Genomic DNA, 21,593 nt, shown 5'->3' with positions numbered 1-21,593 from the left:
TATAACTACGAATACCGAAAGGTATATAAACCTTTTGTGTTACTATCTAGAGTTAGAATTAATGAGGTTTTTGATGACTTCCTGGGAGAAAAGTTAATAGATTAGCCTCTAACTCTTGGTGTGATGAGAAAGCTAAAAACTCTTCCTCCAACCCTTAGAGATAAGAATAGATACATTGCATTTGAAATAATTAGTGATGGTGATTTTACAAAAGATGAAGTTAAAGAGCTCATATGGAAAAGCTCTTTAGAGGTACTTGGTGAAACAGGTACTGCTATCGTTAAACCTTGGCTTATAAAATTTGATCCTAACACGAAGACTGGTATAGTTAGATGTGATCGAGAGTACGTTGAGTACCTTAGATTTGCGTTGATGCTAGTTTCCGAGTTCAATGGTAAAAGACTAATTATAAGGACGCTTGGAGTCTCTGGGACAATAAAAAGACTAAAAAGAAAATTCTTAGCAAAGTATGGGTGGAAATGAGGTGATAACATGGAAATACTAGAAGAAAAACCTAAGGAGGGGAAGGTAAAAATTAAGGTTGAAACACTGGATGATCTTTGGCATCTTTATCATATTATAACTCCTGGTGACGTAGTATACGCAAAAACTTTGAGAAAGCAATCTCAAAGAAGTGACTCTTTGAGGCCCGAAAAGGTTGAAGTGATCCCGGTTTTTTTAGGTGTTAAGGTAGAGAAGATAAATTTCCATAAATTTGCAAATCAACTTAGGGTTACAGGCCCTATAATTTATGCAAGCAGGGAAGATGTTCCTCTAGGTAAGTATCACACCATAGCTGTTGAACCTGGGACAATTATAACGCTTCAAAAAGAAAGATGGAAACCCTATTATATTGAGAGACTAAAAGAAGCAGTTGAAGCCTCGAAGAGGGCCAAAGTAATGATAGTTACAATCGAAGATGGAGAGGCCGAAATGGCTATCGTTAGAGAATATGGGTTGGACTTTATAGCTACAATAAGACATAACCTTGGGGGAAAAAGGTACAATATTAAAAGGGAGGATGAAGAGAGGAAGTTTTTCCATGATGTCGCAAAGACAATGAAAGATGTTATGAGCAGAGAAAACATTCAAAGAGCAATAGTAGCAGGCCCTGGGTTCTATAAAGAGGATTTCTACAAGTTTTTAAAAGAGAATTATCCAGATCTTGCCTCTAAAATAGTTTTAGATGATACTAGCATGGGAGGAAGGGTAGGGATCTATGAGGTTATTAAAAGGGGAACCGTAGATAAAGTCTACTCTGAGAGTAGGATAGCTAATGAGATAAAACTTGTTGAAAAGGTTATTGAAAGAATAGCTAAGGATGAGCCCGTTGCCTATGGAATGAAGGAGGTTGAGGAAGCGGTGAATTATGGGGCCGTAGAAATATTGCTCGTTTTGGACGAACTATTAAAGGGGGATAATAGAGAAAAGGTCGAGGAACTTATGGAGTTAGCTAGAAGCCTAAGGTCAAAGGTAGTTGTAGTTAGCTCTGAACATGAAGGAGGAGAGAAGCTTAAGGCACTCGGTGGGATAGCTGGAATTTTGAGATTTAAAATAAAGTAGGGGGGTTTTGAATGCTTATGGAGATAAGGGAGAGCGTTAAGGAGAGGATCGAGGAGATAATTAAAGAAATTGCCCCTCAATGGGAGGGGGAAATTGAACTTAAAGAAACCCCAGACCCAAAGCTTGGTGATTTTGGCACCCCAATTGCCTTTAAGCTCGCTAAATTACTAAAAAGACCTCCAATTGAGATTGCGGAGAAAATAGTTGAAAAGCTAAAACTCAACCTTCCAGAAGGAATAAAGGATGTTAAGGCCGTGAATGGGTATATAAACGTATTTATTGATTACCCCCACTTCGCAAGGATCCTAATTAACGATATCTTAGCAAAGGGGGATAGGTTTGGGAGTAGTGAAATTGGCAAGGGAAAAAAGGTGATAGTTGAGCATACCTCAGTAAATCCCACTAAGCCCCTTCACATGGGGCATGCAAGGAATGCAATCTTAGGAGATGTAATGGCTAGAATTCTAAGGTTCCTTGGATACGAGGTGGAAGTCCAAAATTATATAGACGACCTAGGGATTCAATTTGCCCAGGTATATTGGGGATACTTGAGGCTGAAGGAAGAGTTTGAGAGGATAATGAATGAACTCAGAGAAAGAGGACTTAAGGATAATCCGATTGATCATGCCCTTGGACTGCTGTACGTGGAGGTTAACCGTAGATTAGAGGATAATCCAGAGCTTGAAAACGAGATAAGGGATATTATGAAAAAACTAGAAAGTGGAGAATTATATGGAAGGAAGCTAGCTGAAGAGGTCGTTAGAGCTCAGATGGTTACCACGTATAAGCTGGGAGTCAAATATGATCTCCTAGTGTGGGAGAGTGATATAGTTAGAAGGAAGCTATTTGAGATAGCACTTGAACTACTAAGCAAAAACGAGAACTTCTATATCCCATCAGATGGCAAATATCGGGGAGCTTTTGTCATGGATTTAAGGAAGCTCTTTCCAGATATGAAGAATCCTATTCTTGTATTGAGGAGAAGCGATGGTACCGCTACGTATACTGGGAAAGATATTGCATACCATCTATGGAAGTTTGGAAAAATAGATGTCGATTTACTTTACAAGGAATGGGATTCGACTACCTGGACAACGGCCCCGGATGGTAAAAGCATGCCAAACAAATTTGGAAACGCAAATATCGTTATAAACGTTATAGGGGCTGAGCAAAAGCATCCACAGCTTGCAATTAAATATGCTCTCCAGTTGCTGGGCTTTGAAGATGCGGCTGCTAATCTATATCACTTAGCTTATGAGCACGTTGAGAGGCCTGAAGGGAAATTCTCCGGAAGGAAGGGGACTTGGGTTGGATTCACCGTCGATGAAGTTATTCAAGAAGCCGTAAAAAGGGCGAGGGAATTAATTGAAGAAAAGAACCCAGCCCTATCTGATGAGGAAAAAGCGGAAGTAGCGGAAAAGGTTGGCATTGGTGCTATAAGGTACAATTTAATAAAATACAGTCCGGATAAGAAGATCATATTTAGGTGGGAGGATGTTCTCAACTTTGAAGGGGAAAGCGCTCCTTACATCCAGTATGCCCATGCCAGATGCTCTTCAATTTTGAGGAAGGCCGAGGAAGAGGGTATAAAAGTTGACCCAGAAACTTTGTTTAAGAATGCTGACTTTACAAAGTTAAGTGAGAGGGAGAGGGAATTGGTAATAATGCTCTCAAAGTTTCCAAGAATCGTTGAGCAGGCTGGTAAGGATGTTAAACCCCACTTAATTGCATGGTTTGCTAATGAATTGGCATCCCTATTCAATAAGTTCTACATGGATCATCCCGTATTGAAGGCCGAAGAAGGGGTAAGGGAGGCGAGGCTTCTATTGGTAATGGCCGTAGAGCAGGTTCTAAAGAATGCTCTGTACCTCATGGGAATTGAGGCTCCTGAAAGGATGTAGTTCAGCCCTTTTCCCTCATCACCTTAACTAATTTATATTTCCTTCCTCCGCACTCAACATCATCAACTATTTCAAGTATCTTCACTAGATCTCCTTCAAAGAGCCCCTCTGGCCTCACTAACTCAGCCTTGTCATCGTCGTTGCATTCGACGAAGCTAAGCTTAATCTTACTCCCAACTATCGCATATCTTGGTTCCATGAGAACCTCTATTGCGGGTTCAACTACTTCAACTACTCGGACTTTACCTTCGTGTAGTGGACATGGATGCTCTATATTTCTAACTCTCACAATTTTATACCTTCTCCCAGGTTCCAGATTTCCTATGCATACTCTAGCGAGTCTACATGTTTTGCAGGGTTCTCCAGGGCCATAATATATGAATTCAAGCCCGGGCTTTGCAAGTTTTTCTCCAACTAACGTAATCACCATAATAACACCTCCTTCAAATTACACCCGTTATTTTAGCAGCCTTTTCAGCGGCCTCTCTAGTTATGCCTTCCTTACCCAGGATTGTATATCTCTCTGGCCTAATTGTATGGGCTATCGTTAGAGCTTCTATTATAATCTCGGGATCTATACCTAGTTCGTAAGCTGTCGTTGGAGCCCCAACTATCTTCAATGTATCCCTTATTTTCTTCCAGTTGATCCCATGAAGATATGCCATAATTATGGTTCCAATGCCTGTTTGCTCTCCATGGAGGGCCGGTTTATCTAACAGCATATCTAGGGCATGGCTGAATAAATGCTCAGCACCGCTTGCGGGTCTTGAGGAGCCAGCTATGCTCATGGCAACTCCACTTGATATTAGAGCCTTGACAACCTTTCTAATTCCCTCATCCTGTCCAAGTCTAATTATCTCGGCATCCCGGATAACCATCTTTGCACTCATCAAGCTTAGTGAAGCGGCATATTCACTGAAGTATTCCCCTTTAAGCTTATGTGCAAGTTTCCAATCCCTTACTGCGGTTATATTACTTACGATATCTCCAACTCCAGCGGCTAGGTATCTTTTTGGGGCCGTTTTTATTACATCTATATCTGCAATGACGGCTATTGGAGGTTTAGCCTTTATTGATGTTTTAACGTTTAAGCCTTTAATGGATGCATTAGCGCTTGCTATACCATCGTGTGATGCGGTGGTTGGAAAACTTATGAATGGAATTCCCATCTTAAAACTTGCCAGCTTTGTAACATCTATTATACTTCCCCCTCCAACTGCAATTGCCCATTTAATGCCTTTATCTCTTATTTTACTGATTACCCTCTCAACCTCATTTATGTGAGCTTCTTTAACGGTAATGGAATAAACTTCAAATTCCTCTTTTACTATCTTCTCAACATTTGAACCTGCTATCTTTTTCGTTATTGGACCATAAACTACTAATCCAGGAGAACCGAGTTTGAGTCTCTTAATTACATTATTAATTTCCTGGATTAGATTTTTTCCAAGAATGACTTCTCGTGGAAATTCCATTAGGTGCATCTTACCTCGCCTCATCTTACGTTAAACACCTTAAAATCTCTTATGCTTAGAATAGTATGGTGCCGGGGCGGGGCTTCGAACCCCGGATCTCCCGGTTTCTCAGGCTCCCCCTCACGGGGAGCAGCCCTATGAGCCGGGCGCTTTGACCAGGCTAAGCTACCCCGGCACTGCCTGGAATTAGTCATTCACGGAAGACTTTTAAGTCTTTCGCTTAAGGGAGTTTTAAGGAGGTATCAAGAATGAAGGTTGGGGTTAGCATCTACCCCCATTTTATTAAGGAGGGAAAAACATTACCTTCGATACTTGCAAATGTAAAGATTAAGGATTATGACTTTGTTCAGATATTTCCCCACGCTCTAGGCTTAATTAGGAATGGTACGGTAATAGAATCAGCCCTTAAGGAAGTTGAGATTGTGCTTAAGGGGGTTGGGATAGATTATATAATTAGAATGCCCGTCTCTCTGAATCTGAGGGATAGTATATACTACTCAAGACATTTTAAGGTTGCAAAGGCCATACTTGACGTCGCAATAAAACTTGGGGCAAAGATAATAGTCATGCAAAGTGGAAAGACTGGAAGGCTTGATTTAGAGATAGATGCAATAAGGAGCTTAGCGGATACAGCGAATAAATTTGATATAAAAATAGCTCTTGAGAATACGTTCAGCGTGAAAGATACGCTATATGTAATAGACAACGTTAATAGGGATAATGTTGGGTTTGCACTAGATGTTGCTCATGCCTTCTTAAGCGCCCAGGGTGATGAAAACAAGCTTCTAGAGGATGTGAAGCTTGGAATAGAGAAGACAATATTGTTGTTGGTGCATGATAACTTTGGGAAGATGTTTCCTCAAGTTGAACCTGAAGATGCTTTAGCTTATGGGGTAGGAGATCTGCACTTATTGCCAGGGGAGGGAAAGATCCCATTTGGGAAGATATTGAAGTTATTTGATGATGTTCCGATATTACTGAAAGTTAAGGATCCCAAGGTATTTGCGAATTTACCTCCCAAAAGCGAGTTAATAGAAAGATTAAGGAGGTGAACTCATGCCAGCACGCGAGATGAGGATGGAGATGTTTCTGAGGGCTTTACTCAGGAGAGATTTCGATAAAGCAAAGTCACATTTAGAAAAGCTATCTAAACTCGTGAAAGATGATGAGTGGGGGAGGGGATACTTAAAAGCAATAAATGGGTTTATGAGTGCCATAAAAGATAATGACAACGATTCGCTGATATTTAGACTCCTGAACGATCCCGATCCCAAGGAGATCGAAGAATTGCTAAATAGGTTTGAGGAGGTTAAGGAGCAGGAGTTTAGGGATGACTATGAGAGGGGTTACTATACAGCTTGGGTTGAACTTCTTCAGGCATACCTATCCCAAGCTAGACTTCCAGTGAAAAGGTGATCTCTGTGCCTTCAAAGGAGGAATTAATGAAAAAGCTTGAAGAGAAGATAAGGAAATGCAAGAAGTGCCCTCTTTGGGAAGTTAGGACTAATCCAGTTCCTGGGGATGGAAGTTATGATACTAAAATAATGTTCGTAGGAGAAGCCCCAGGGTATTGGGAAGATCAAATGGGTTTACCATTCGTTGGAAAAGCTGGAAAGGTTCTGGATGAACTGTTAAAGCTCATTGGCCTAAAGAGATCTGAAGTCTATATAACGAACATCGTAAAGTGCAGACCTCCCAACAATAGGGATCCAACTGAGGAAGAAATTAAAGCCTGTGCTCCTTATTTAGATGCCCAGATAGATATAATAAAGCCCAAGGTAATAGTAACCCTGGGAAGATTCTCCACAGCATACATAATGAAGAAGTATGGATTCAACGTTGAGCCGATAAGTAAGATCCATGGAAGGGTTTTTGAAGCAAGAACTCTGTTTGGGAAGATCTACATCGTTCCAATGTATCATCCTGCAGTGGCCCTTTATAGGCCACAATTGAGGAGAGAACTTGAGGAGGACTTTAAGAAACTCAAATCCCTCTTAAGTTCATGATTTAGGCAATTGCCGAAACATTTATATTCTCTTTTGGTGGTAAATATAAACATGTTTGAAAAAGAAAAGGAGATTTTAGCTAAAAGGATAGCTGGTGAAATAGTCCTCTCTCCAGACCCTGGGAAGACAATGAGAAAATGGAGGGAAATATTTGGAATTAGTCAGACTGAATTAGCTGACTATCTTGGTGTTTCCTCCTCGGTAATTAGTGATTATGAAGGGGGAAGAAGAAAGAGTCCAGGAGCTTCCACAATAAGGAAATTTGTTGAAGCTTTAATAGAAATCGATGAGAAAAGGGGTGGGAACGTAATCAAAGCATTCAGTAGGACGTTTAGTAGTGAGATTCCAACAAGTGCCATACTTGACATAAGGGAATTTGATATCCCAGTTACTGTTAAAGATATAGTAGATGCTGTTAAGGGAGAAATAGTTGCAAATCCGGATCTAATCGATAGAAAAATATACGGATATACAGTCGTCGACAGTATTCAGGCGATACTGGAAATGTCTGCCGAGGAATTCTTAAAACTCTACGGTTGGACAACCGAAAGGGCCCTTGTTTTTACTAAGGTCACTACCGGTAGGAGTCCAATGATAGCTGTAAGGGTACAGGGTTTAAAGCCGGCCATGGTGGTATTACATGGCGTTAAAAGGCTTGATGAATTAGCGGTAAAAATTGCAGAAAAGGAGAGGGTACCTTTGGTTGTTTCAAAGGCCGAAAATGAAACTGAATTGATAACCGGGCTTAGAAGGTTAGTTACCAGTATCTAGATTTTTTCTTTCCTCCAAATCCCCTCTTTAGCCAACTCTTCCAATCTTCTTCTAATATGAAGTAAAACCTCACTTAGAATTTTATTATTATCATAGTTATTGACTATTTCTTCCAGCTCTTCTCTAGAGTAATCCCTCATCTCTTTGGCGAGCTCGATCATCCTAGGGTACGCCCTTATTATGTTATCCACTATCGTTACATTAGCCATCCTTGCGGATCTTGAGAGGGGATTAAGGTCAACGGTTATAACGAATTTTCCCATTCTGACAAGAGCTTCAGTTCTATCTCCATCTTCAAGTGGAACGAGAACAACATCTGCTTTCCATATCCCATCTTCTTCAACTTTTCCCCTCTCACTCTCCAGCCCAGGAATTCTCTTGGTAGGATTAAGTCCTAGAACTTCCTTAGCGCCAGTTTTTTTTAACACTTCTGCTATTTTTTTTACCCTTTCTTCGGTTCTATAAAATAGATTAACCTCCAGTTTTGCTCTAGTAACTTTCGCAAGCTCCACGGTTTCACGAGGCACTAGTGCTGCAACGTTCCCATTTACGGAGATTACAGGGTGGTTAGCTAGTAATAACTTGGCAACGGCAACTTTCATAGCTTCCTCTGCGGGAGGAATAGTCCTTTCTCCTATCAAATAATCAAAGGCTTCCCCTCTACCATGGGCTATTAATCCTGCTTTGGCCGTTATTCCTTCTTCCATTCCTCTAATTATCTTCTCCCTGTATAGTAAACTCCAATACCTAGGGTGACTCTTTGGAATTTTCACCATCTTCGATCCCCTAAAGAAATGGAAAGGATAGATGTAAAAAGGTAATGTCAGCCTGATGTGCATTCATCATTTATTCAGTTGGGATGGAGGTTCATCATCCCGGATTACCTCGAGGGTATATTTAACATCTGTTCCACTTAACTTCAAGTGAGCGGATGCTGAGCAATATTTTTCTTGGCTTAGTTCTATCGCCCTTCTTGCCTTTTTCTCGTTTACGTTTCCATATATCTTGTAATGGATCGTGACCTCCTTATAGATTCTTGGGTGCTCCTCCCTTCTTACTCCTTCAATCTCGACTTCTAAGCCTTTAATTGGTTCCCTCATCTTCTTTAATATCATAACTACGTCATAGCTTGTACACCCTGCAACACTTAAAAGTAAGAGCTTCATTGGGCTTATACCGCCCTCTCCGAGTATTACTGAACATTTATCCCCTTCTATTCTTCCGATAAATTGCTCTCCTTCAACCCACCTTACCTTCCCTTTTACAACCGTCACGATTTCACCCGTCACGAGGGTCTTATTAATCCTTATATACCTTCTTAATTAGGTAATACTGAAATGTACATACGGCCATTTGATCCCTGGAAGTCAAAACTCTGCACGTGTCCCTTCAAGTATACATTAAATCCATATACTGGTTGTGACCACGCCTGCGTCTATTGCTATATAACAAGTTATATTCCTAATGCATTTAAGGTTAGACCAAAGAAAAACCTGTTAATTCAAGTTGAAAGGGAATTGAGGAAATTTGATAAGAGGTATATAATTGCGATGTCGTATTCTTCCGATCCGTATCCAACGATAGAAAAGGAACTCGGAATTACCAGAAAAGTTTTGGAGCTTTTTAGGAGATACGATGTAAGGTGCCTTATCTTAACGAAATCTGACATATTCGAGAGGGATATTGACATCCTTAAAGAGTTAAGGTGTGCCGTTGGGGTTACGGTAACTACCATTGATGAGCGTAAGGCAAAGCTCTTAGAGCCAAATGCACCTCTGCCAAAGGATAGAATAAGGGCTTTAAAAAAAGCCAAGAAAGAAGGTATTCCCGTTTACGCAAGGGTAGATCCTATAATACCTTTCTATACTTGGGAGGATTTTAGGAAGACCGTCGATGCTTTAAGTTTCGTAAGTCATATAACCGTTTCAACGCTAAAGTTAAGACCTGATATCAAAGCTAGGATGAGGGCAAAGTTTCCTGAGTTAATGAAAAAGCTAGAACCTTTGTATACGGAAAGATATGAGGGGTACGCATACCTTAGGAAGGATATGAGATTTAGAATTCTTAATGAGGCAAGGAAAATTATCGAAGGGAAGGGTATTACTTTTGGCTCATGTAGGGAAGGTTATTACTCATATCCAACTTGTGATGGCTCTCATTTAGTTCCTTAGGCTATTTCGAACTGCTCGTAAGGTGTTTTTCCTCTCCTATGTTTTATCAATATTTCATACATGGCCTCTTTTAGCGTTGGTGACATATCATCGTCAAGCAGTATATCTACCCCTGAGTATCCAATGCTCTTTGCTTTCTCTACTAGCAAGTTTACATACGGCATTAGCTCTGATATTAGGATTCTCCCGATCGATGAGTAGGCATCTTCCGAAATCTCATTGTCACTCTCTATTCCGAGGTAGACGATGTAACCGGATGTTTGAAGTGCAAGTATAAACTCGTCCTCAGAGACCTCGAAAAATGAGAAGTTATATGAGTTAGAGTTTATCTTCGCTATTAGAACACCCCTTATTGAGAGGGTGACAACTTCATCATCTACTTCAAACACTAGATCTCTAGCCAGTTCTCGAGCTAGGGAGTAGAGGGGTAGCATATCTTTCATTCAACCACCTCCGCTATATCCCCCTCTCCGGGAGGTAGAACTGACATTATGTCTTCTTCTGGAACCTTATACCCCCACTTCTCAAATATCTTCTTGATTTTCTTGACTAACTCGCTCTTCTTTGTATCCCCCGGCCTTATGACTATGTACCTTTTAGCATGGGTTTTTAGTGCATCAACCGGCCCACACATTACGAGATCCTCTCCCTCGTAATTTATTATTCCAACCGCTAGCTTCAAAGGTATCCCGTACATCCAGTTCCTTTTTCCATAAACCATAAATGCACCTTTTGGAAGAAATTCACCGCTTGGGGCTTGCTTTTTTACTTGATTCGGATAGACCCAGTACGCATCGGCCGAGTACAAACCTTCACTCCAGGCCCTACTCATTGAAACTGCAAATTGACATGCCTCAAATATAGTCTTTTCACCGGCTTTTTGCCCATCCTTTATGACAACATGGGGAGCCCCCCAGATATCTGCATGACAATAGAGGTCATTTTCTTCGAGGTATTTCCTAACAACGATTTCGTTCGTGGTTGCATCTTTTCCACCTATAACCAGGAAGCCCTCACTGCTTATGAACCACCTAAACTTCTCAAACCACTTTTTCTTCCTTTTCTCAATTTTCTTTACCTGAATTTTTTTCTCCTCTTCTTCAATTTCCCTTTCTATACTCTCTAATTTTCTCTTAAGATCTTCGTAAGCTTTTCTAGCTCCTTCAAGCTTATGCTTGGCCTTCTTAGCTTTCTCATAATAAATCTCGGCATTCTCATTTAGATCCTTATCAAGGTAAAGCTTAACTCTCTTTCCCTCTATTTCAACCGTTATCGAGTTACTTTCAGGTTCTATTCCCTTCACCATTAGAGCTATTTTGTTTCCCTTTTTCTTTCCTTCTTCTATCCTTTTCTTAAATTCATCCCATCCTAGATTCTTCACGGCCTTCGAAAATTCTCTTAGTAGCCCATCTATTAATGTGTAGTTAGCATAGATCAGGTTTCCTATTTCCTGATTTTTCTTAAGTTCCTTTTCAAATCCTTTTATCATCTCTTCCTGTCTCTTTAGTGTTGCAAGTAACTGTTTTCTTTTTTCTTCGAGCTTTTTTGTTTTTTCAGCTTTCGCCTTTTCAATAGTTAACTTTCCAAAGTACTCATCGAGTGCTTGACTAAAGGTTTCAAAGTAGACCTTTTCATAGCCTTCATACCACTTCAAATCTATTGGGACTACATCTACCATTTTACCGTCCTTATATACTATATTGGGCTTTTTTGGTGCTGTGAAGACTTCTTTCATCTTATCATAGATTGTTCTGAGCTCCTCCTTTGTGAGCTCCCTGGTATTCTTCCTCTTATCGATTCCGGCCCTGAGAAGTATCTCTTCAGCGTATAGTCCTCCCATGTTGAGTCTTCTTGCAAGGGCTCTGACTATTTCTGTATCCTCTCCCATAATTAGCTCAACGAACCTATCCCAGGAAACTTCTAGGGGATTTTCCCTTGCGGGCGGATATTTGTACTCATGTTTTGGTTTTATGACCCTATCCTTGAACTCTTCATATCTTATAGCACCGAGGATAATGTTATCTTCGGTGACGAAAACTACGTTCCCCTTCTTAAACAGTTCAGCTATTATCTTGAATTTTCCTATTTTTATCTTAACTATCCTGTCGAAGTCATGCTGCTCTATATCTTCCACAAAGTTTCCACTAATGTGTTTTCTTAAGAGCATGGCAAAAGAAGAGGGTTGAGAGGAGGATTCCTTGATGTAACTTGTCAGGTGTATCCTCTTTCCGGCCTCTATTATTAGGTCTTTCCTCCCTTCTCCCGTTTTGTGTAACTTTATCCTAACTTCGTCACCTTCGTGGTAGACTTTATCAACTCTAGCACCGATGATTTCTGATTTTAGTTCTTCTACTATGTACCTTATATCCACGCTACTCATTTCTTCCTTCATACTCCCCCTCCCACTATTTCCTGGAGCCTCTTCTTGACTATTTGACTAACTAGCTTTCCATCTGCTTTTCCTCTTACCTTGGCCATTACCCTTCCCATAATCAATCCCATAGCTCCCATTCCCTTGTTCTTAACAACTTCAATGTTTTGCTCTATAACTTCATCTATTATCTTCCTTACTTCATCTTCACTGAGAAGCGTTAGTCCTTTTTCTTCTGCTATTTGCCTCGCAGTCTTGTTTGGATTCCTTGCGATCTCTTTAAATATCTCTTCAAAAGCTTCCTTGGCTATTTTACCCTCTAAGTAAAGGGAAAACGCTTCCTTTATATGCTCATCACTGATATTCTCTATTGGTACCTCCTTTCTAAGCCCCTTGAGCACGACGACTAGTATCGAGGCTGCTAGTGAGGGCTTAACTCCCATTTGTACAAGCTCTTCAAATAGTTCATCCCTTTCATCGTCAACCAACGTTTGAGCGAGACTTCTATCAAGTTTATACTCCCTTACGTACTTTTCAACCTTTACCTGGGGAAGCTCAGGTAAGTTCTCCTTTATCTTCCTCTTCAGCTCATCGGGAATTCTAATTGGTGGTATATCGGTTTCTGGGTACATTCTGGCTTTTCCTGGGAGTGGCCTCATGTACTCTGTATTTCCATCTGGAAGAGCTCTCCTCGTTTCTTCAGGAACTCCAATTATGGCTTCCTTTGCCCTCTTAATTACCTCCCTCAATGCATTTTTGGCCCTTTCTTCCTCGGCCGCAACTAAAACGAATGCATCCTCTTCCCCTAGTCCTAATCTTTTAATGACTTCGTTAACTTCTTCTTGGGTAATTCCATAGTTGGGCAACTCATCGATATGGAATATTCCTGGGACGTACTTCCTTGCCCTATCAGCAAACTCAGTCCCTAACCTCCTTCCTGGCTGGATCTCTCTCCCAATTAATCCTCTAAACTTTGGAAGTTTTATTGCCAGGACTTTTCCTCCCTTCTTAATGGCCCTTGCTATGATCTTAGATTTAGTGTTTGTGAACACATCCGTCACGTCGTAGAACTCCTCTTTTATATCCTCTGGTCTAACGCCTCTCCTCTGGAGTTCATCCCTTATCTTGAGGAGATTAAGCTGTCTCTCGACTTCCCTCTCGATTATCAACGGTATCATGTCTAACTCCTGGACGCCTTTTATCTCTATCCTTGCACCACCTTTTATTGAAACGTTCAAATCTTGTCTTATCGTCCCAAGCCCACGTTTGACTTTTCTTGTTGCCCTCAGTGCATCTCCTATGAACTTAGCAACAACTTTAGCTTGTTCAGGATGATGTATATCTGGGGTTGTGCTTATCTCCACTAAAGGAACTCCAAGCCTGTCTAAGCGGTAAATAACTTCCTTTTCCTTTCTCTCTATAATCCTTGCCGCATCTTCTTCAAGGCAGATCGTAGGTATACCAACGGTTCCCCAGGGAGTTTCAACTTTACCATCTGTAGCAATTATGGCCGTCCTTTGAAAGCCTGAAACGTTAGAACCATCTATGACTATCTTCCTCATGTAGTACACTTCATCTACTGGCTTCGCATTAAGCAGGTAAGCTATCTGAAGGGCAACCTCTAAGGCTTCTTTATCCGGCCCTCTTGGGGGTTCTTCATCCATGTAGACTAGATCAGTTAGCTGATAATTTCCTTCATATATGAAAACTCTTCCCTTCTTGAATTCTTCCAAGGCTGCTGGATCTACCTCACCGAGCTCGCTCATCGTAGGTCTTAACCTTCTTTGAAAGGTAAAATCAACTTCGTCGCTAAATTTAGTGGGAACAGGGGAGAATAACTTTTTGGTGTCAAGTTGTCTGTGAATTTCAAGCCCAACTTTAAGTCCGAGCTCCTCATAGTTGAATTTATCACTCATTTGCATCACCTCAGGTAAGTGTCAAACCTAGTATAGGGAGTAATTTCTCCAGCATAGTTAGTTAACATCATCCTCCTAACTTCCTCAAGATCCTGCGTGTGCCCGAGGACCCACATGAGCTTTACGTATGCCGTCTCTGGTAGCATATCCTCGCAGGGAATAACTCCAGCCTTTAGCAATCTTCTTCCCGTTGCGTAAACATTTAAGTTCACCCTACCGTAGATGCATTGGCTCGTCATACATACGGCGATTCCTTCTTCAGTAGCCCTTTGAATTGATGGGATGATGTCATTTGGTGTATGGCCCAATCCAGTTCCCTCGATAACTATCCCCCTGTATCCTTTATCTATGAAGAACTCTATTATCTCGGATGAAATCCCAGGATATACCTTGACAAGTGCTACCTTTTCTTCAAGCTTATCATCCACCCATACCTCACTGTCTGATCTTCTTCTGTAATCATCCCTGAGGAACTCTATCTTACCATTTGGCCAAACCTTTGCTATCGGGACATCGTTTATACTTCTAAAAGCATCTCTTCTGCTCGTATGCATCTTTCTAACTTTAGTTCCCCTGTGAGCTAGACAGTAGGTATCCCCGGTTTCCCCATGCATAACCACCATCACTTCCGCAACGTCGCTTGTGGACATCCTCACTGAGCATATCAAATTCATTGCAGCATCACTACTGGGTCTATCGGAACTTCTCTGAGCTCCAACTAAGATGACGGGCTTTCCTAAATCCCTTAGCATGAAGCTTAAAGCCGCTGCGGTATATCCCATTGTATCAGTCCCGTGGGCAACTACGACTCCTGAATCCCCAGAATTTAAGGATTTAGCGACTTCATGGGCTATTTTAATCCAATGTTTTGGCTTCATATCCTCGCTGAAGATGTTAAAGAGTAGCTTAGGCTTAATATTTGCTATTTCAAAGATTTCTGGAACAGCTTTTGCAAGCTCCTCAGCGGTAAAGGCTGGATAAACCGCTCCCGTTTCGTAATCAATTCTACTGGCTATCGTTCCCCCCGTTCCTATTATCGTTACGTCGGGAAGGTGAGGTTTTCCCTCTATAAATGCTTCAAAGTGTATTTCAGGTTTAACTTTCGCTCTCTCAATTACCTCTACCCTCCTGATCTTGCTGAGGGCTATTCCAATGTTGTATCCATTTTCGAGTTTTAAAACGAGGGTATCTCCTGGGGATAACTCGTATGGAGGCATTACATAACCTTCATAAATTACCTCTTCTCCGTCTTCTTCCTTTATCACCCTTATGAAGTCGCCAATGTTGATGTTCTTTTCTTTCAAGAATTCCTCCACTCTCATGAATACCCCCAGAAAAATGTTAAGAGAGGGGATATAAACCTTAACTACCAAGGAACTTTTTCACATCTAAGAGGTCATTTAGATTTACCCCTTCAATTCCCCATATCTTTGCAACAAATTCAAGTTCCTGGGTGTAATCTCCTGGAATAAGGGAGAGGTGATTTGCTCCCATGACGTTTATGAATTCCTGCTTATCCAATGGATTTCTTATCGCTGTGTGGGGCCACTGCTTACCCCACTTAAGCTTGTTCTCTATCTCTTCACTAATTTCCACACCTTCTGCAAAGAAATAGAGAAGGTAGTACTTTCCATCCCTCCTTATCAACCTAGCAACCGTAAACTCTCCTGGTGGCGTTCTGTAAGTGAAAGCTCCTCCGCTTTTACCTTGGCATTGACCTTGAATAGTTACCGATCTTAGATTTTCGTATGGATCTTCGCTCAATTTGGCATAGTAGAGTGATGAGGCACCACAATTAGCTATTATTACTATGTCATCATCGATATACTTTATGTCACCGAAAAGTGGTGGTTTACCGCTTAGATAATAGAGGAGAGCTGATGTTATTGTTCCCTTTATATCCCCTTCACAGGTTGTGGGAATTACCGGCTTTTTACCGAATGCATCTTGGTCGAAGGGGAATAGAGCTGGAATTGTGCATGCAGTTACACCATATACCTCGCTTAGCTCAGGTTGGCACTTTATAGAAACTCCAATGATATTCTCTTTTCTGCTTTCTAAGATCTTTTTAGCTCCCAAGTATAATCTTATCTGTTTTCTTAGAACCTCAGGTGTTAGCATCTTTCCGTCAAATTTTACATTCGTATTTTTGATCAACCATTCGTAAAACTCATTAACCTGTTCCTCGTTTACGCTTTCCCCTTCCTTTATTATTGTATATTGGTCGAGCATTATGAAATCTCCAACGAAACTCTTCAATCCTGGTAAGTCATCCATCAAATGCTCCATTCCAAGAGTGTAAGTTCCCCCAAAGAGTAGCAAACTCCCTTCGGAAAGCACTTTTACGGCTTCACTAGCTCTTATCCACGATTTTACTAATTCTATATCGTCTATTACCCTACAGTGTCTCTTTGCATATTCATTTACAGATGTCTCCCAGAGTGAAGCGCCGACAGAAGTCACACATGTTGCCCCCGCCCAGTTAGGATCGCCATCCGTGTAAAGAAGTATTGGAACCTCTGCTTCCCTTATGAAGTATGTAACTAAGTTGCTTTCAGTCCAGTGCCAGAGACCTAGGATCACTCCGCTCAATCCCTCTGATTTCGCTATTCTTCCTGCTTTAATCGCCTCATCTACACTGTTAATCCCGAATACATCCTTAGAATATTTTCCCAACCTGGCGTTTATGTCCAGGACTTCAAACTCTTTACTTAATTCTTTAACTAATTTTTCATGCTTTTCCTTAATGGCTTCCTCTCTTTCGCTAGATAATGCAGTTTCCCTAGGATCCGTAAAAGAAGCAACTCCAATCATAGGTACCCCCTTGACTTATAAACTTGAAAGCTTTTAATGAATTTGGTGTTTGGGATGATAGCTTCAATTGGAGAGCTCCTAATTGACTTGATATCTGTTGAAGAGGGTGACTTGAAGGATGTTAGGCTCTTTGAAAAACATCCTGGAGGGGCCCCAGCCAACGTTGCCGTTGGTGTTTCTAGACTTGGGGTTAAGTCTTCCCTTATAAGTAAAGTTGGTAATGATCCTTTCGGCGAGTACTTAATTGAAGAATTATCTAAAGAAAACGTGGATACAAGGGGAATAGTAAAAGATGAGAAAAAACATACTGGAATAGTGTTCGTCCAGCTAAAGGGTGCGTCTCCTAGCTTTTTATTGTATGATGATGTCGCCTATTTCAACATGACCCTGAATGATATCAACTGGGATATTGTGGAGGAAGCTAAGATCGTAAATTTTGGATCTGTAATTCTAGCTAGGAATCCAAGCAGGGAGACAGTAATGAAGGTCATTAAGAAGATAAAAGGGTCTTCTCTCATAGCTTTTGATGTAAATTTAAGGCTGGATTTATGGAGAGGACAAGAAGAGGAAATGATAAAAGTGCTTGAGGAATCAATAAAGCTAGCAGACATTGTAAAGGCCAGTGAAGAGGAAGTCTTATACCTAGAGAACCAAGGGGTTGAGGTCAAGGGAAGTATGCTGACGGCCATAACCCTGGGTCCTAAGGGATGTAGGTTAATAAAGAATGAAACAGTCGTTGATGTTCCTTCCTATAATGTTAATCCCCTCGACACGACTGGAGCGGGAGATGCATTCATGGCCGCTTTACTTGTCGGAATTCTAAAGTTGAAAGGGCTTGATCTATTAAAACTCGGTAAATTTGCAAACCTTGTTGCTGCTTTGTCAACTCAAAAACGGGGGGCGTGGAGCACTCCAAGAAAAGATGAACTATTAAAATATAAAGAGGCGAGGGAAGTTCTAGCTCCTTGACTTTATTATATTCTTCCAACTCATGCTATTTTCTATAACTTCCTCAACTGTGATCTCCTTTTCTTCACTTATTCTAGGATTAAACTTCTCGAGGAGCTTCATTATCTCCTCTAGCTTTATCCCCTTTTCATCAAATACTATTTTAGCTATTTTTTGGTAGGGGTTTATGAACGTCCTGTATACTGAGTCATTTTTTGCAAGCTCATATTGGAGGGCCATTGCATCTTCGTGAGTTATTCCATCTAGTCTTATTGTTACTTCCTTCATCTCCTTCACCTCTCAAAGTAATTAACTATGTCGATGTATGTCTTCTTGTAAACTTCGCTCTTCTTCATTTTCTCGACGAATTCTTTCGTTCTTATGTACTTATCCTTCTTGTAATCCCAATCTGGATGTAATTTCTTCCACTCTTCCCAGGAGTAACTGAATTGTCTCTGTACCTTATCCCTGTATATTTCCGGAATTACATTAAAGGTACAGAAGGGTACTATCCTTCCGTCGGGCATTGCGTAATGAATGACGCACCTTTCAACCCTTTCAACATCGTAGTTGTACTCATCCATAAAGTGCATCATTCCAATGAAGAGGGTATTCATGTGGAACTTACCGAGAGCATCGTAGGTTCCGTGAACGAATGCATTCTTTATTAATCCTAGGACATCCAATCCTTTGGGAGCATTTTTCTCATCATAGAATTGCTTGAATTTTACGAATATCGTCTCTCCTATGGCTTTAAGCTTTGCCAAGCTTTTGAATCTTGCCTTTTCAATTTCTTCAGCTTTTTCAACTAAGAACTCAACGAAGCCATCAACATCTATGAACCTTGGAATTGGGATGACTTTCTTTTCTTCTCTATCCAGGAAGACGTAAGTTGCTGCACCACAGGCAAAGTGACTCGTCATATAATACTTCCTCCCCGTGAATGCCTCAAAGAATCTAGCTATGTGACCGGCTATTGGAATTGGATACCAATCTTCTTTGGCTATTACTCCGTTAGTTTGCTCTTCTATCTTCTTTATTGCTCCAGCTATTGTAATTCTAAACCTTTGTCTCTCCTTCCTTGGAACCCTTCCTACTAAAGAGATCGGTTGGAAGTTTACTCCCCTTACTATGTCAAGATGATTTAGTCCGAAGTTAATTATGGCACCTGCTTCATGATCATTGATGTTTCTTATGAGGGTTGGGACGAGAACTATTCCTGGGCCTCCAGCTTTTCTAACATTCTCAAAGATTAAAGGAATCTCCCAGTGGTTCTTCCAGTTTGTTTGAGGAGTCATTCCATCGTAACTTAAGTATAGAGTGTTAACTCCAGCTTCTCTAAGTTTTTTCACTAATTCTGGATCAAAGGCTAGTTTTATTCCATCTGTATTCAGCTGTATATGGTCATATCCTTCCTCCTTTGCTATCTTAATAATCTCTATGAGATCATCCCTAAGCGTTGGCTCTCCCCCAGTGAATTGAACTGCATTCGCTCCTATTGGATGTTCTTTCTTTGCATTCCTTAGCATCATTCTTATTTGCTCTAGTGTTGGCTCGTATATCGGTTCACCTTCACGGGCATAGAAGAAGCAGTACCAGCAACTGAGGTTGCACCTATTCGTTAAAACTATGTTAATCAAACTCGTATGAGAGCGATGCCTTGGGCACAGTCCACAGTCAAAGGGACAGTTAATTCCTGTATTGGAAACGTTTGCCGAGAATAGCTTCTTCTCCTCAAATCTCCATTTAGAGAATCTGTAGTATAGCTCAACATCCTCATAATAGAGATCTGTTATCATGCCTTCTGGGCACTTCTTAGTTATCCATACCTTACCATCCTTCTCCCAAACTACCGCTGGCACTACCCTTCTACTTTCAGGACAGAGTGAATACGTTCTATGGGGGAGGGGTGAGCCATATCCCTTACTTGCACTCTTTAAGAGTTTATTAAATTCCTCCTCAGTCATCTCAGGAAATTCGATGATCTCGCGAACATGTTTAGTTGAAGCTTCAAACTCCTTTTCCCCACTTGGAACTTCACCGAGAGTTTCGGCCATGTCACCACCAACAAATCTTCCTAATCTTGCTTATAAAAAGGTTTTCCTATATGTGAAGAGTTTTCTACATATATATGAATATTTTTATTCATATCTATAGGTTTCAAACTTTTGTGACAAAGGTAAACATTTATAAGAATAAGTCCTTAACCATGGGTGAAATTTATTAAAAGGAAAAATCCATGCGGGGAGGGGTAAAAATGACCGAAGCAAGCCGTGTCAGCAGATATCTTTACACGTTCATTGTCGTGCTCATAATTTGGCTCTTTCTAACGGCAAGTTTAGATCCACAGGAGCTGATTGTTGGAATAATATTCTCTGCAATCGTTGCAGGGTTTACCTATGACATATTTACCACGAGAGGGCTCTCAAATCTTCATCCGAGGAGAATTGCGTATGCAATAATCTACATCCCTTACTTTTTGTGGGCAATGATAAAGGCTAATCTAGATGTAGCGTACAGAGTTCTGCATCCAAAGAGGCCGATTAACCCAGGGATAGTTGAATGTAAGACAGAACTCAAAAATGAGGTTGGAAAGCTTGCTTTAGCAAATTCAATAACCTTAACCCCTGGAACTATAACATTGGATATAGATGGAGATAGATATTTCATTCATTGGATCGATGTTAAGGATTCAAGCATTGAAGGGGCCTCCGAGCACATAACTAAGCCCTTTGAAAAATTTTTGAAGGTGATCTTTGAATGATGAGCGTTAATGTTTATTTAGTCTTAATAGCGATAGCAACGCTACTTAGCATGTACAGGGTCTTCAGGGGACCCACTACCGTAGATAGACTAGTTGCCGTGGATATAATGACGACTATCACAGTGGGATTAATGGTTCTTTTAGCCCTATACTACAAGAGGATGATCTTCCTTGACGTTGCATTGGTATATGCAGTACTATCCTTCGCCGGGGTTATAGCATTTGCAAGGTACTTGGAGGGAGGCCTATGAACGTTTTAAGTGGGATTGGGGAATTCCTGGTACTGTTTGGAACAGTATTTTACTTTCTATCAACATTGGGTCTGATAAGAATGCCCGATGTTTACAATAGAATGCAGACTGCGACCAAGAGCGTTACTCTAGGCTCACTATCAACGATAATTGGCGTTGGACTGTGGGCCCTGGGAGAGGGATTAAGTCTAGCATGGTTAACTAAAACGATAGTTATTGCTGTCTTTCTACTGTTAACTAATCCAATAAGTGCTCACACCTTGATAAGGGGTGCCTACAAATCTGGAATACCTCTTTGGGAGGGTAGCGTTGTTGATAAGTATAAAGAGCATTTAAAGGAGAAGGAGGGAGCAGAATGAATTGTATAGCATGTGTTGAAGATATAATTGTTCTCCTAATGATTATATCCGCAATACTTTCCGTTGAATGGAGGGATTTGCTAGCTGCTACCGTGGGAATGGCCGCGGTCAGCCTATTTGCATCGATACTGTTTTTCCTGCTTCAGGCCCCCGACGTTGCAATGACGGAAGCGGCCATAGGAGCGGCCCTGAGCGGTGCTGTCTTCATCTTCGCCATTAAAAGGACGTACAGGTATGAAAGCGAGGAGGAAGAGAAACCTGGTTGGTGGGTGAGGTGGTGAGC

Annotated in this window: 24 protein-coding genes and 1 tRNA gene; 13 read left to right on the top strand and 12 right to left on the bottom strand. The window is 41.0% G+C overall.

The window, feature by feature from the left end:
- The first annotated feature begins 120 nt into the window (after positions 1-120).
- Genes PH_RS06985 through PH_RS06975 form a run of 3 tightly spaced genes read left to right on the top strand, consistent with a single transcriptional unit; the run spans position 121 to position 3,464 of the window.
- Complete coding sequence (locus PH_RS06985) at positions 121-483, top strand: ribonuclease P protein component 2 (RefSeq protein ID WP_010885560.1); 363 nt, start codon at positions 121-123, stop codon at positions 481-483.
- Between the two features lie 9 nt (positions 484-492).
- The gene (locus tag PH_RS06980) at positions 493-1,563 is read left to right on the top strand and encodes an mRNA surveillance protein pelota (protein WP_010885559.1); all 1,071 of its coding nucleotides are present in this window, start codon (positions 493-495) and stop codon (positions 1,561-1,563) included.
- 11 nt (positions 1,564-1,574) lie between these two features.
- Positions 1,575-3,464: an arginine--tRNA ligase gene (locus PH_RS06975; RefSeq protein WP_010885558.1), complete on the top strand. Its 1,890-nt coding sequence runs from the start codon at positions 1,575-1,577 to the stop codon at positions 3,462-3,464.
- A gap of 1 nt (position 3,465) precedes the next feature.
- Here PH_RS06975 and PH_RS06970 read toward each other — a convergent pair whose 3' ends face one another.
- From PH_RS06970 to PH_RS06960, 3 genes are all read right to left on the bottom strand, one after another.
- Entirely contained in the window at positions 3,466-3,894 is a 429-nt protein-coding gene (locus PH_RS06970; protein ID WP_010885557.1) for a UPF0179 family protein, read from the bottom strand.
- A 13-nt stretch (positions 3,895-3,907) separates the two neighbouring features.
- Positions 3,908-4,948 carry an NAD(P)-dependent glycerol-1-phosphate dehydrogenase gene (locus PH_RS06965; RefSeq protein ID WP_173026598.1) on the bottom strand — a complete coding sequence of 347 codons (1,041 nt, stop codon included), beginning with the start codon at positions 4,946-4,948 and terminating at the stop codon, positions 3,908-3,910.
- Positions 4,949-5,005: 57 nt separating this feature from the next.
- A tRNA-Met gene (locus PH_RS06960) sits at positions 5,006-5,114 on the bottom strand.
- 73 nt (positions 5,115-5,187) lie between these two features.
- On the opposite strand from PH_RS06960, the gene PH_RS06955 reads away from it, so the two are divergent.
- From PH_RS06955 to PH_RS06940, 4 genes are read left to right on the top strand one after another with little or no spacing between them, the layout of a single operon-like run.
- Complete coding sequence (locus tag PH_RS06955) at positions 5,188-5,991, top strand: sugar phosphate isomerase/epimerase family protein (RefSeq protein WP_010885555.1); 804 nt, start codon at positions 5,188-5,190, stop codon at positions 5,989-5,991.
- 4 nt (positions 5,992-5,995) lie between these two features.
- Positions 5,996-6,355: a hypothetical protein gene (locus PH_RS06950; protein WP_010885554.1), complete on the top strand. Its 360-nt coding sequence runs from the start codon at positions 5,996-5,998 to the stop codon at positions 6,353-6,355.
- 26 nt (positions 6,356-6,381) lie between these two features.
- Complete coding sequence (gene udg / locus PH_RS06945) at positions 6,382-6,945, top strand: type-4 uracil-DNA glycosylase (RefSeq protein WP_048053599.1); 564 nt, start codon at positions 6,382-6,384, stop codon at positions 6,943-6,945.
- 51 nt (positions 6,946-6,996) lie between these two features.
- Entirely contained in the window at positions 6,997-7,716 is a 720-nt protein-coding gene (locus PH_RS06940) for a helix-turn-helix domain-containing protein (protein WP_048053401.1), read from the top strand.
- On the opposite strand, the gene PH_RS06935 is transcribed toward PH_RS06940, so the two are convergent.
- Together PH_RS06935 and PH_RS06930 are read right to left on the bottom strand one after the other, a co-directional pair.
- Positions 7,713-8,492, bottom strand: coding sequence for a 4-phosphopantoate--beta-alanine ligase (locus tag PH_RS06935; protein WP_048053400.1), 780 nt, complete (start codon positions 8,490-8,492; stop codon positions 7,713-7,715). The two genes, PH_RS06940 and PH_RS06935, sit on opposite strands and share 4 nt — an antisense overlap.
- 66 nt (positions 8,493-8,558) lie before the next feature.
- Positions 8,559-8,993 (bottom strand): OsmC family protein, encoded by a 435-nt coding sequence (locus PH_RS06930; protein WP_048053598.1) that lies wholly within the window; start codon positions 8,991-8,993, stop codon positions 8,559-8,561.
- Positions 8,994-9,053: 60 nt separating this feature from the next.
- Between PH_RS06930 and PH_RS06925 the strand changes: the two genes are divergently transcribed.
- Positions 9,054-9,887, top strand: coding sequence for an SPL family radical SAM protein (locus PH_RS06925; RefSeq protein ID WP_010885549.1), 834 nt, complete (start codon positions 9,054-9,056; stop codon positions 9,885-9,887).
- On the opposite strand, the gene PH_RS06920 is transcribed toward PH_RS06925, so the two are convergent.
- Genes PH_RS06920 through PH_RS06900 form a run of 5 tightly spaced genes read right to left on the bottom strand, consistent with a single transcriptional unit; the run spans position 9,884 to position 16,988 of the window.
- Positions 9,884-10,330 carry a hypothetical protein gene (locus PH_RS06920; RefSeq protein WP_010885548.1) on the bottom strand — a complete coding sequence of 149 codons (447 nt, stop codon included), beginning with the start codon at positions 10,328-10,330 and terminating at the stop codon, positions 9,884-9,886. The two genes, PH_RS06925 and PH_RS06920, sit on opposite strands and share 4 nt — an antisense overlap.
- The gene (gene rqcH, locus PH_RS06915; protein WP_010885547.1) at positions 10,327-12,279 is read right to left on the bottom strand and encodes a ribosome rescue protein RqcH; all 1,953 of its coding nucleotides are present in this window, start codon (positions 12,277-12,279) and stop codon (positions 10,327-10,329) included. Before rqcH ends, PH_RS06920 begins: the two co-directional genes overlap by 4 nt.
- Positions 12,276-14,174 (bottom strand): Glu-tRNA(Gln) amidotransferase subunit GatE, encoded by a 1,899-nt coding sequence (gene gatE, locus PH_RS06910; protein ID WP_048053399.1) that lies wholly within the window; start codon positions 14,172-14,174, stop codon positions 12,276-12,278. The genes rqcH and gatE overlap by 4 nt, the downstream gene beginning before the upstream one ends.
- Positions 14,175-14,179: 5 nt before the next feature.
- On the bottom strand, positions 14,180-15,496 hold the full coding sequence (gatD, locus tag PH_RS06905) for a Glu-tRNA(Gln) amidotransferase subunit GatD (RefSeq protein ID WP_010885545.1): 1,317 nt from the start codon (positions 15,494-15,496) through the stop codon (positions 14,180-14,182).
- 40 nt (positions 15,497-15,536) lie between these two features.
- Positions 15,537-16,988, bottom strand: coding sequence for an L-fucose/L-arabinose isomerase family protein (locus PH_RS06900; protein WP_010885544.1), 1,452 nt, complete (start codon positions 16,986-16,988; stop codon positions 15,537-15,539).
- A 54-nt stretch (positions 16,989-17,042) separates the two neighbouring features.
- Here PH_RS06900 and PH_RS06895 point away from each other — a divergent pair, with 54 nt between their 5' ends.
- Positions 17,043-17,957 (top strand): carbohydrate kinase family protein, encoded by a 915-nt coding sequence (locus PH_RS06895; protein ID WP_048053398.1) that lies wholly within the window; start codon positions 17,043-17,045, stop codon positions 17,955-17,957.
- On the opposite strand, the gene PH_RS06890 is transcribed toward PH_RS06895, so the two are convergent.
- Both PH_RS06890 and tes read right to left on the bottom strand, forming a co-directional pair.
- The gene (locus tag PH_RS06890; protein ID WP_048053397.1) at positions 17,946-18,224 is read right to left on the bottom strand and encodes a DUF3213 domain-containing protein; all 279 of its coding nucleotides are present in this window, start codon (positions 18,222-18,224) and stop codon (positions 17,946-17,948) included. The genes PH_RS06895 and PH_RS06890 overlap by 12 nt on opposite strands.
- Positions 18,225-18,229: 5 nt before the next feature.
- Entirely contained in the window at positions 18,230-19,993 is a 1,764-nt protein-coding gene (gene tes, locus PH_RS06885; RefSeq protein ID WP_010885540.1) for a tetraether lipid synthase Tes, read from the bottom strand.
- A 200-nt stretch (positions 19,994-20,193) separates the two neighbouring features.
- Here tes and PH_RS06880 point away from each other — a divergent pair, with 200 nt between their 5' ends.
- From PH_RS06880 to PH_RS06865, 4 genes are read left to right on the top strand one after another with little or no spacing between them, the layout of a single operon-like run.
- Positions 20,194-20,700: a Na+/H+ antiporter subunit E gene (locus PH_RS06880; RefSeq protein ID WP_048053396.1), complete on the top strand. Its 507-nt coding sequence runs from the start codon at positions 20,194-20,196 to the stop codon at positions 20,698-20,700.
- A complete protein-coding gene (locus tag PH_RS06875; RefSeq protein ID WP_010885537.1) occupies positions 20,697-20,951 on the top strand; it encodes a monovalent cation/H+ antiporter complex subunit F in 255 nt (84 codons plus the stop codon). Before PH_RS06880 ends, PH_RS06875 begins: the two co-directional genes overlap by 4 nt.
- Complete coding sequence (gene mnhG / locus PH_RS06870) at positions 20,948-21,310, top strand: monovalent cation/H(+) antiporter subunit G (protein WP_010885536.1); 363 nt, start codon at positions 20,948-20,950, stop codon at positions 21,308-21,310. The genes PH_RS06875 and mnhG overlap by 4 nt, the downstream gene beginning before the upstream one ends.
- Entirely contained in the window at positions 21,307-21,591 is a 285-nt protein-coding gene (locus tag PH_RS06865; RefSeq protein WP_010885535.1) for a DUF4040 domain-containing protein, read from the top strand. The genes mnhG and PH_RS06865 overlap by 4 nt, the downstream gene beginning before the upstream one ends.
- Positions 21,592-21,593: the final 2 nt, after the last annotated feature.

It is taken from the genome of Pyrococcus horikoshii OT3 (assembly GCF_000011105.1).
Lineage (GTDB): Archaea > Methanobacteriota_B > Thermococci > Thermococcales > Thermococcaceae > Pyrococcus > Pyrococcus horikoshii.
This window is presented reverse-complemented; position numbering and strand designations above follow the sequence as displayed.

Excerpts from the sequence above, each read along its gene's own strand:
- PH_RS06980 (WP_010885559.1), top strand. The coding sequence starts at position 493 with ATGGAAATACTAGAAGAAAAACCTAAGGAGGGGAAGGTAAAAATTAAG.
- PH_RS06975 (WP_010885558.1), top strand. The coding sequence starts at position 1,575 with ATGCTTATGGAGATAAGGGAGAGCGTTAAGGAGAGGATCGAGGAGATA.
- PH_RS06970 (WP_010885557.1), bottom strand. The coding sequence starts at position 3,894 with ATGGTGATTACGTTAGTTGGAGAAAAACTTGCAAAGCCCGGGCTTGAA.
- PH_RS06965 (WP_173026598.1), bottom strand. The coding sequence starts at position 4,948 with ATGCACCTAATGGAATTTCCACGAGAAGTCATTCTTGGAAAAAATCTA.
- PH_RS06955 (WP_010885555.1), top strand. The coding sequence starts at position 5,188 with ATGAAGGTTGGGGTTAGCATCTACCCCCATTTTATTAAGGAGGGAAAA.
- PH_RS06950 (WP_010885554.1), top strand. The coding sequence starts at position 5,996 with ATGCCAGCACGCGAGATGAGGATGGAGATGTTTCTGAGGGCTTTACTC.
- udg (WP_048053599.1), top strand. The coding sequence starts at position 6,382 with ATGAAAAAGCTTGAAGAGAAGATAAGGAAATGCAAGAAGTGCCCTCTT.
- PH_RS06940 (WP_048053401.1), top strand. The coding sequence starts at position 6,997 with ATGTTTGAAAAAGAAAAGGAGATTTTAGCTAAAAGGATAGCTGGTGAA.
- PH_RS06935 (WP_048053400.1), bottom strand. The coding sequence starts at position 8,492 with ATGGTGAAAATTCCAAAGAGTCACCCTAGGTATTGGAGTTTACTATAC.
- PH_RS06925 (WP_010885549.1), top strand. The coding sequence starts at position 9,054 with ATGTACATACGGCCATTTGATCCCTGGAAGTCAAAACTCTGCACGTGT.
- PH_RS06920 (WP_010885548.1), bottom strand. The coding sequence starts at position 10,330 with ATGAAAGATATGCTACCCCTCTACTCCCTAGCTCGAGAACTGGCTAGA.
- rqcH (WP_010885547.1), bottom strand. The coding sequence starts at position 12,279 with ATGAAGGAAGAAATGAGTAGCGTGGATATAAGGTACATAGTAGAAGAA.
- gatE (WP_048053399.1), bottom strand. The coding sequence starts at position 14,174 with ATGAGTGATAAATTCAACTATGAGGAGCTCGGACTTAAAGTTGGGCTT.
- gatD (WP_010885545.1), bottom strand. The coding sequence starts at position 15,496 with ATGAGAGTGGAGGAATTCTTGAAAGAAAAGAACATCAACATTGGCGAC.
- PH_RS06900 (WP_010885544.1), bottom strand. The coding sequence starts at position 16,988 with ATGATTGGAGTTGCTTCTTTTACGGATCCTAGGGAAACTGCATTATCT.
- PH_RS06895 (WP_048053398.1), top strand. The coding sequence starts at position 17,043 with ATGATAGCTTCAATTGGAGAGCTCCTAATTGACTTGATATCTGTTGAA.
- PH_RS06890 (WP_048053397.1), bottom strand. The coding sequence starts at position 18,224 with ATGAAGGAAGTAACAATAAGACTAGATGGAATAACTCACGAAGATGCA.
- tes (WP_010885540.1), bottom strand. The coding sequence starts at position 19,993 with ATGGCCGAAACTCTCGGTGAAGTTCCAAGTGGGGAAAAGGAGTTTGAA.
- PH_RS06880 (WP_048053396.1), top strand. The coding sequence starts at position 20,194 with ATGACCGAAGCAAGCCGTGTCAGCAGATATCTTTACACGTTCATTGTC.
- PH_RS06875 (WP_010885537.1), top strand. The coding sequence starts at position 20,697 with ATGATGAGCGTTAATGTTTATTTAGTCTTAATAGCGATAGCAACGCTA.
- mnhG (WP_010885536.1), top strand. The coding sequence starts at position 20,948 with ATGAACGTTTTAAGTGGGATTGGGGAATTCCTGGTACTGTTTGGAACA.
- PH_RS06865 (WP_010885535.1), top strand. The coding sequence starts at position 21,307 with ATGAATTGTATAGCATGTGTTGAAGATATAATTGTTCTCCTAATGATT.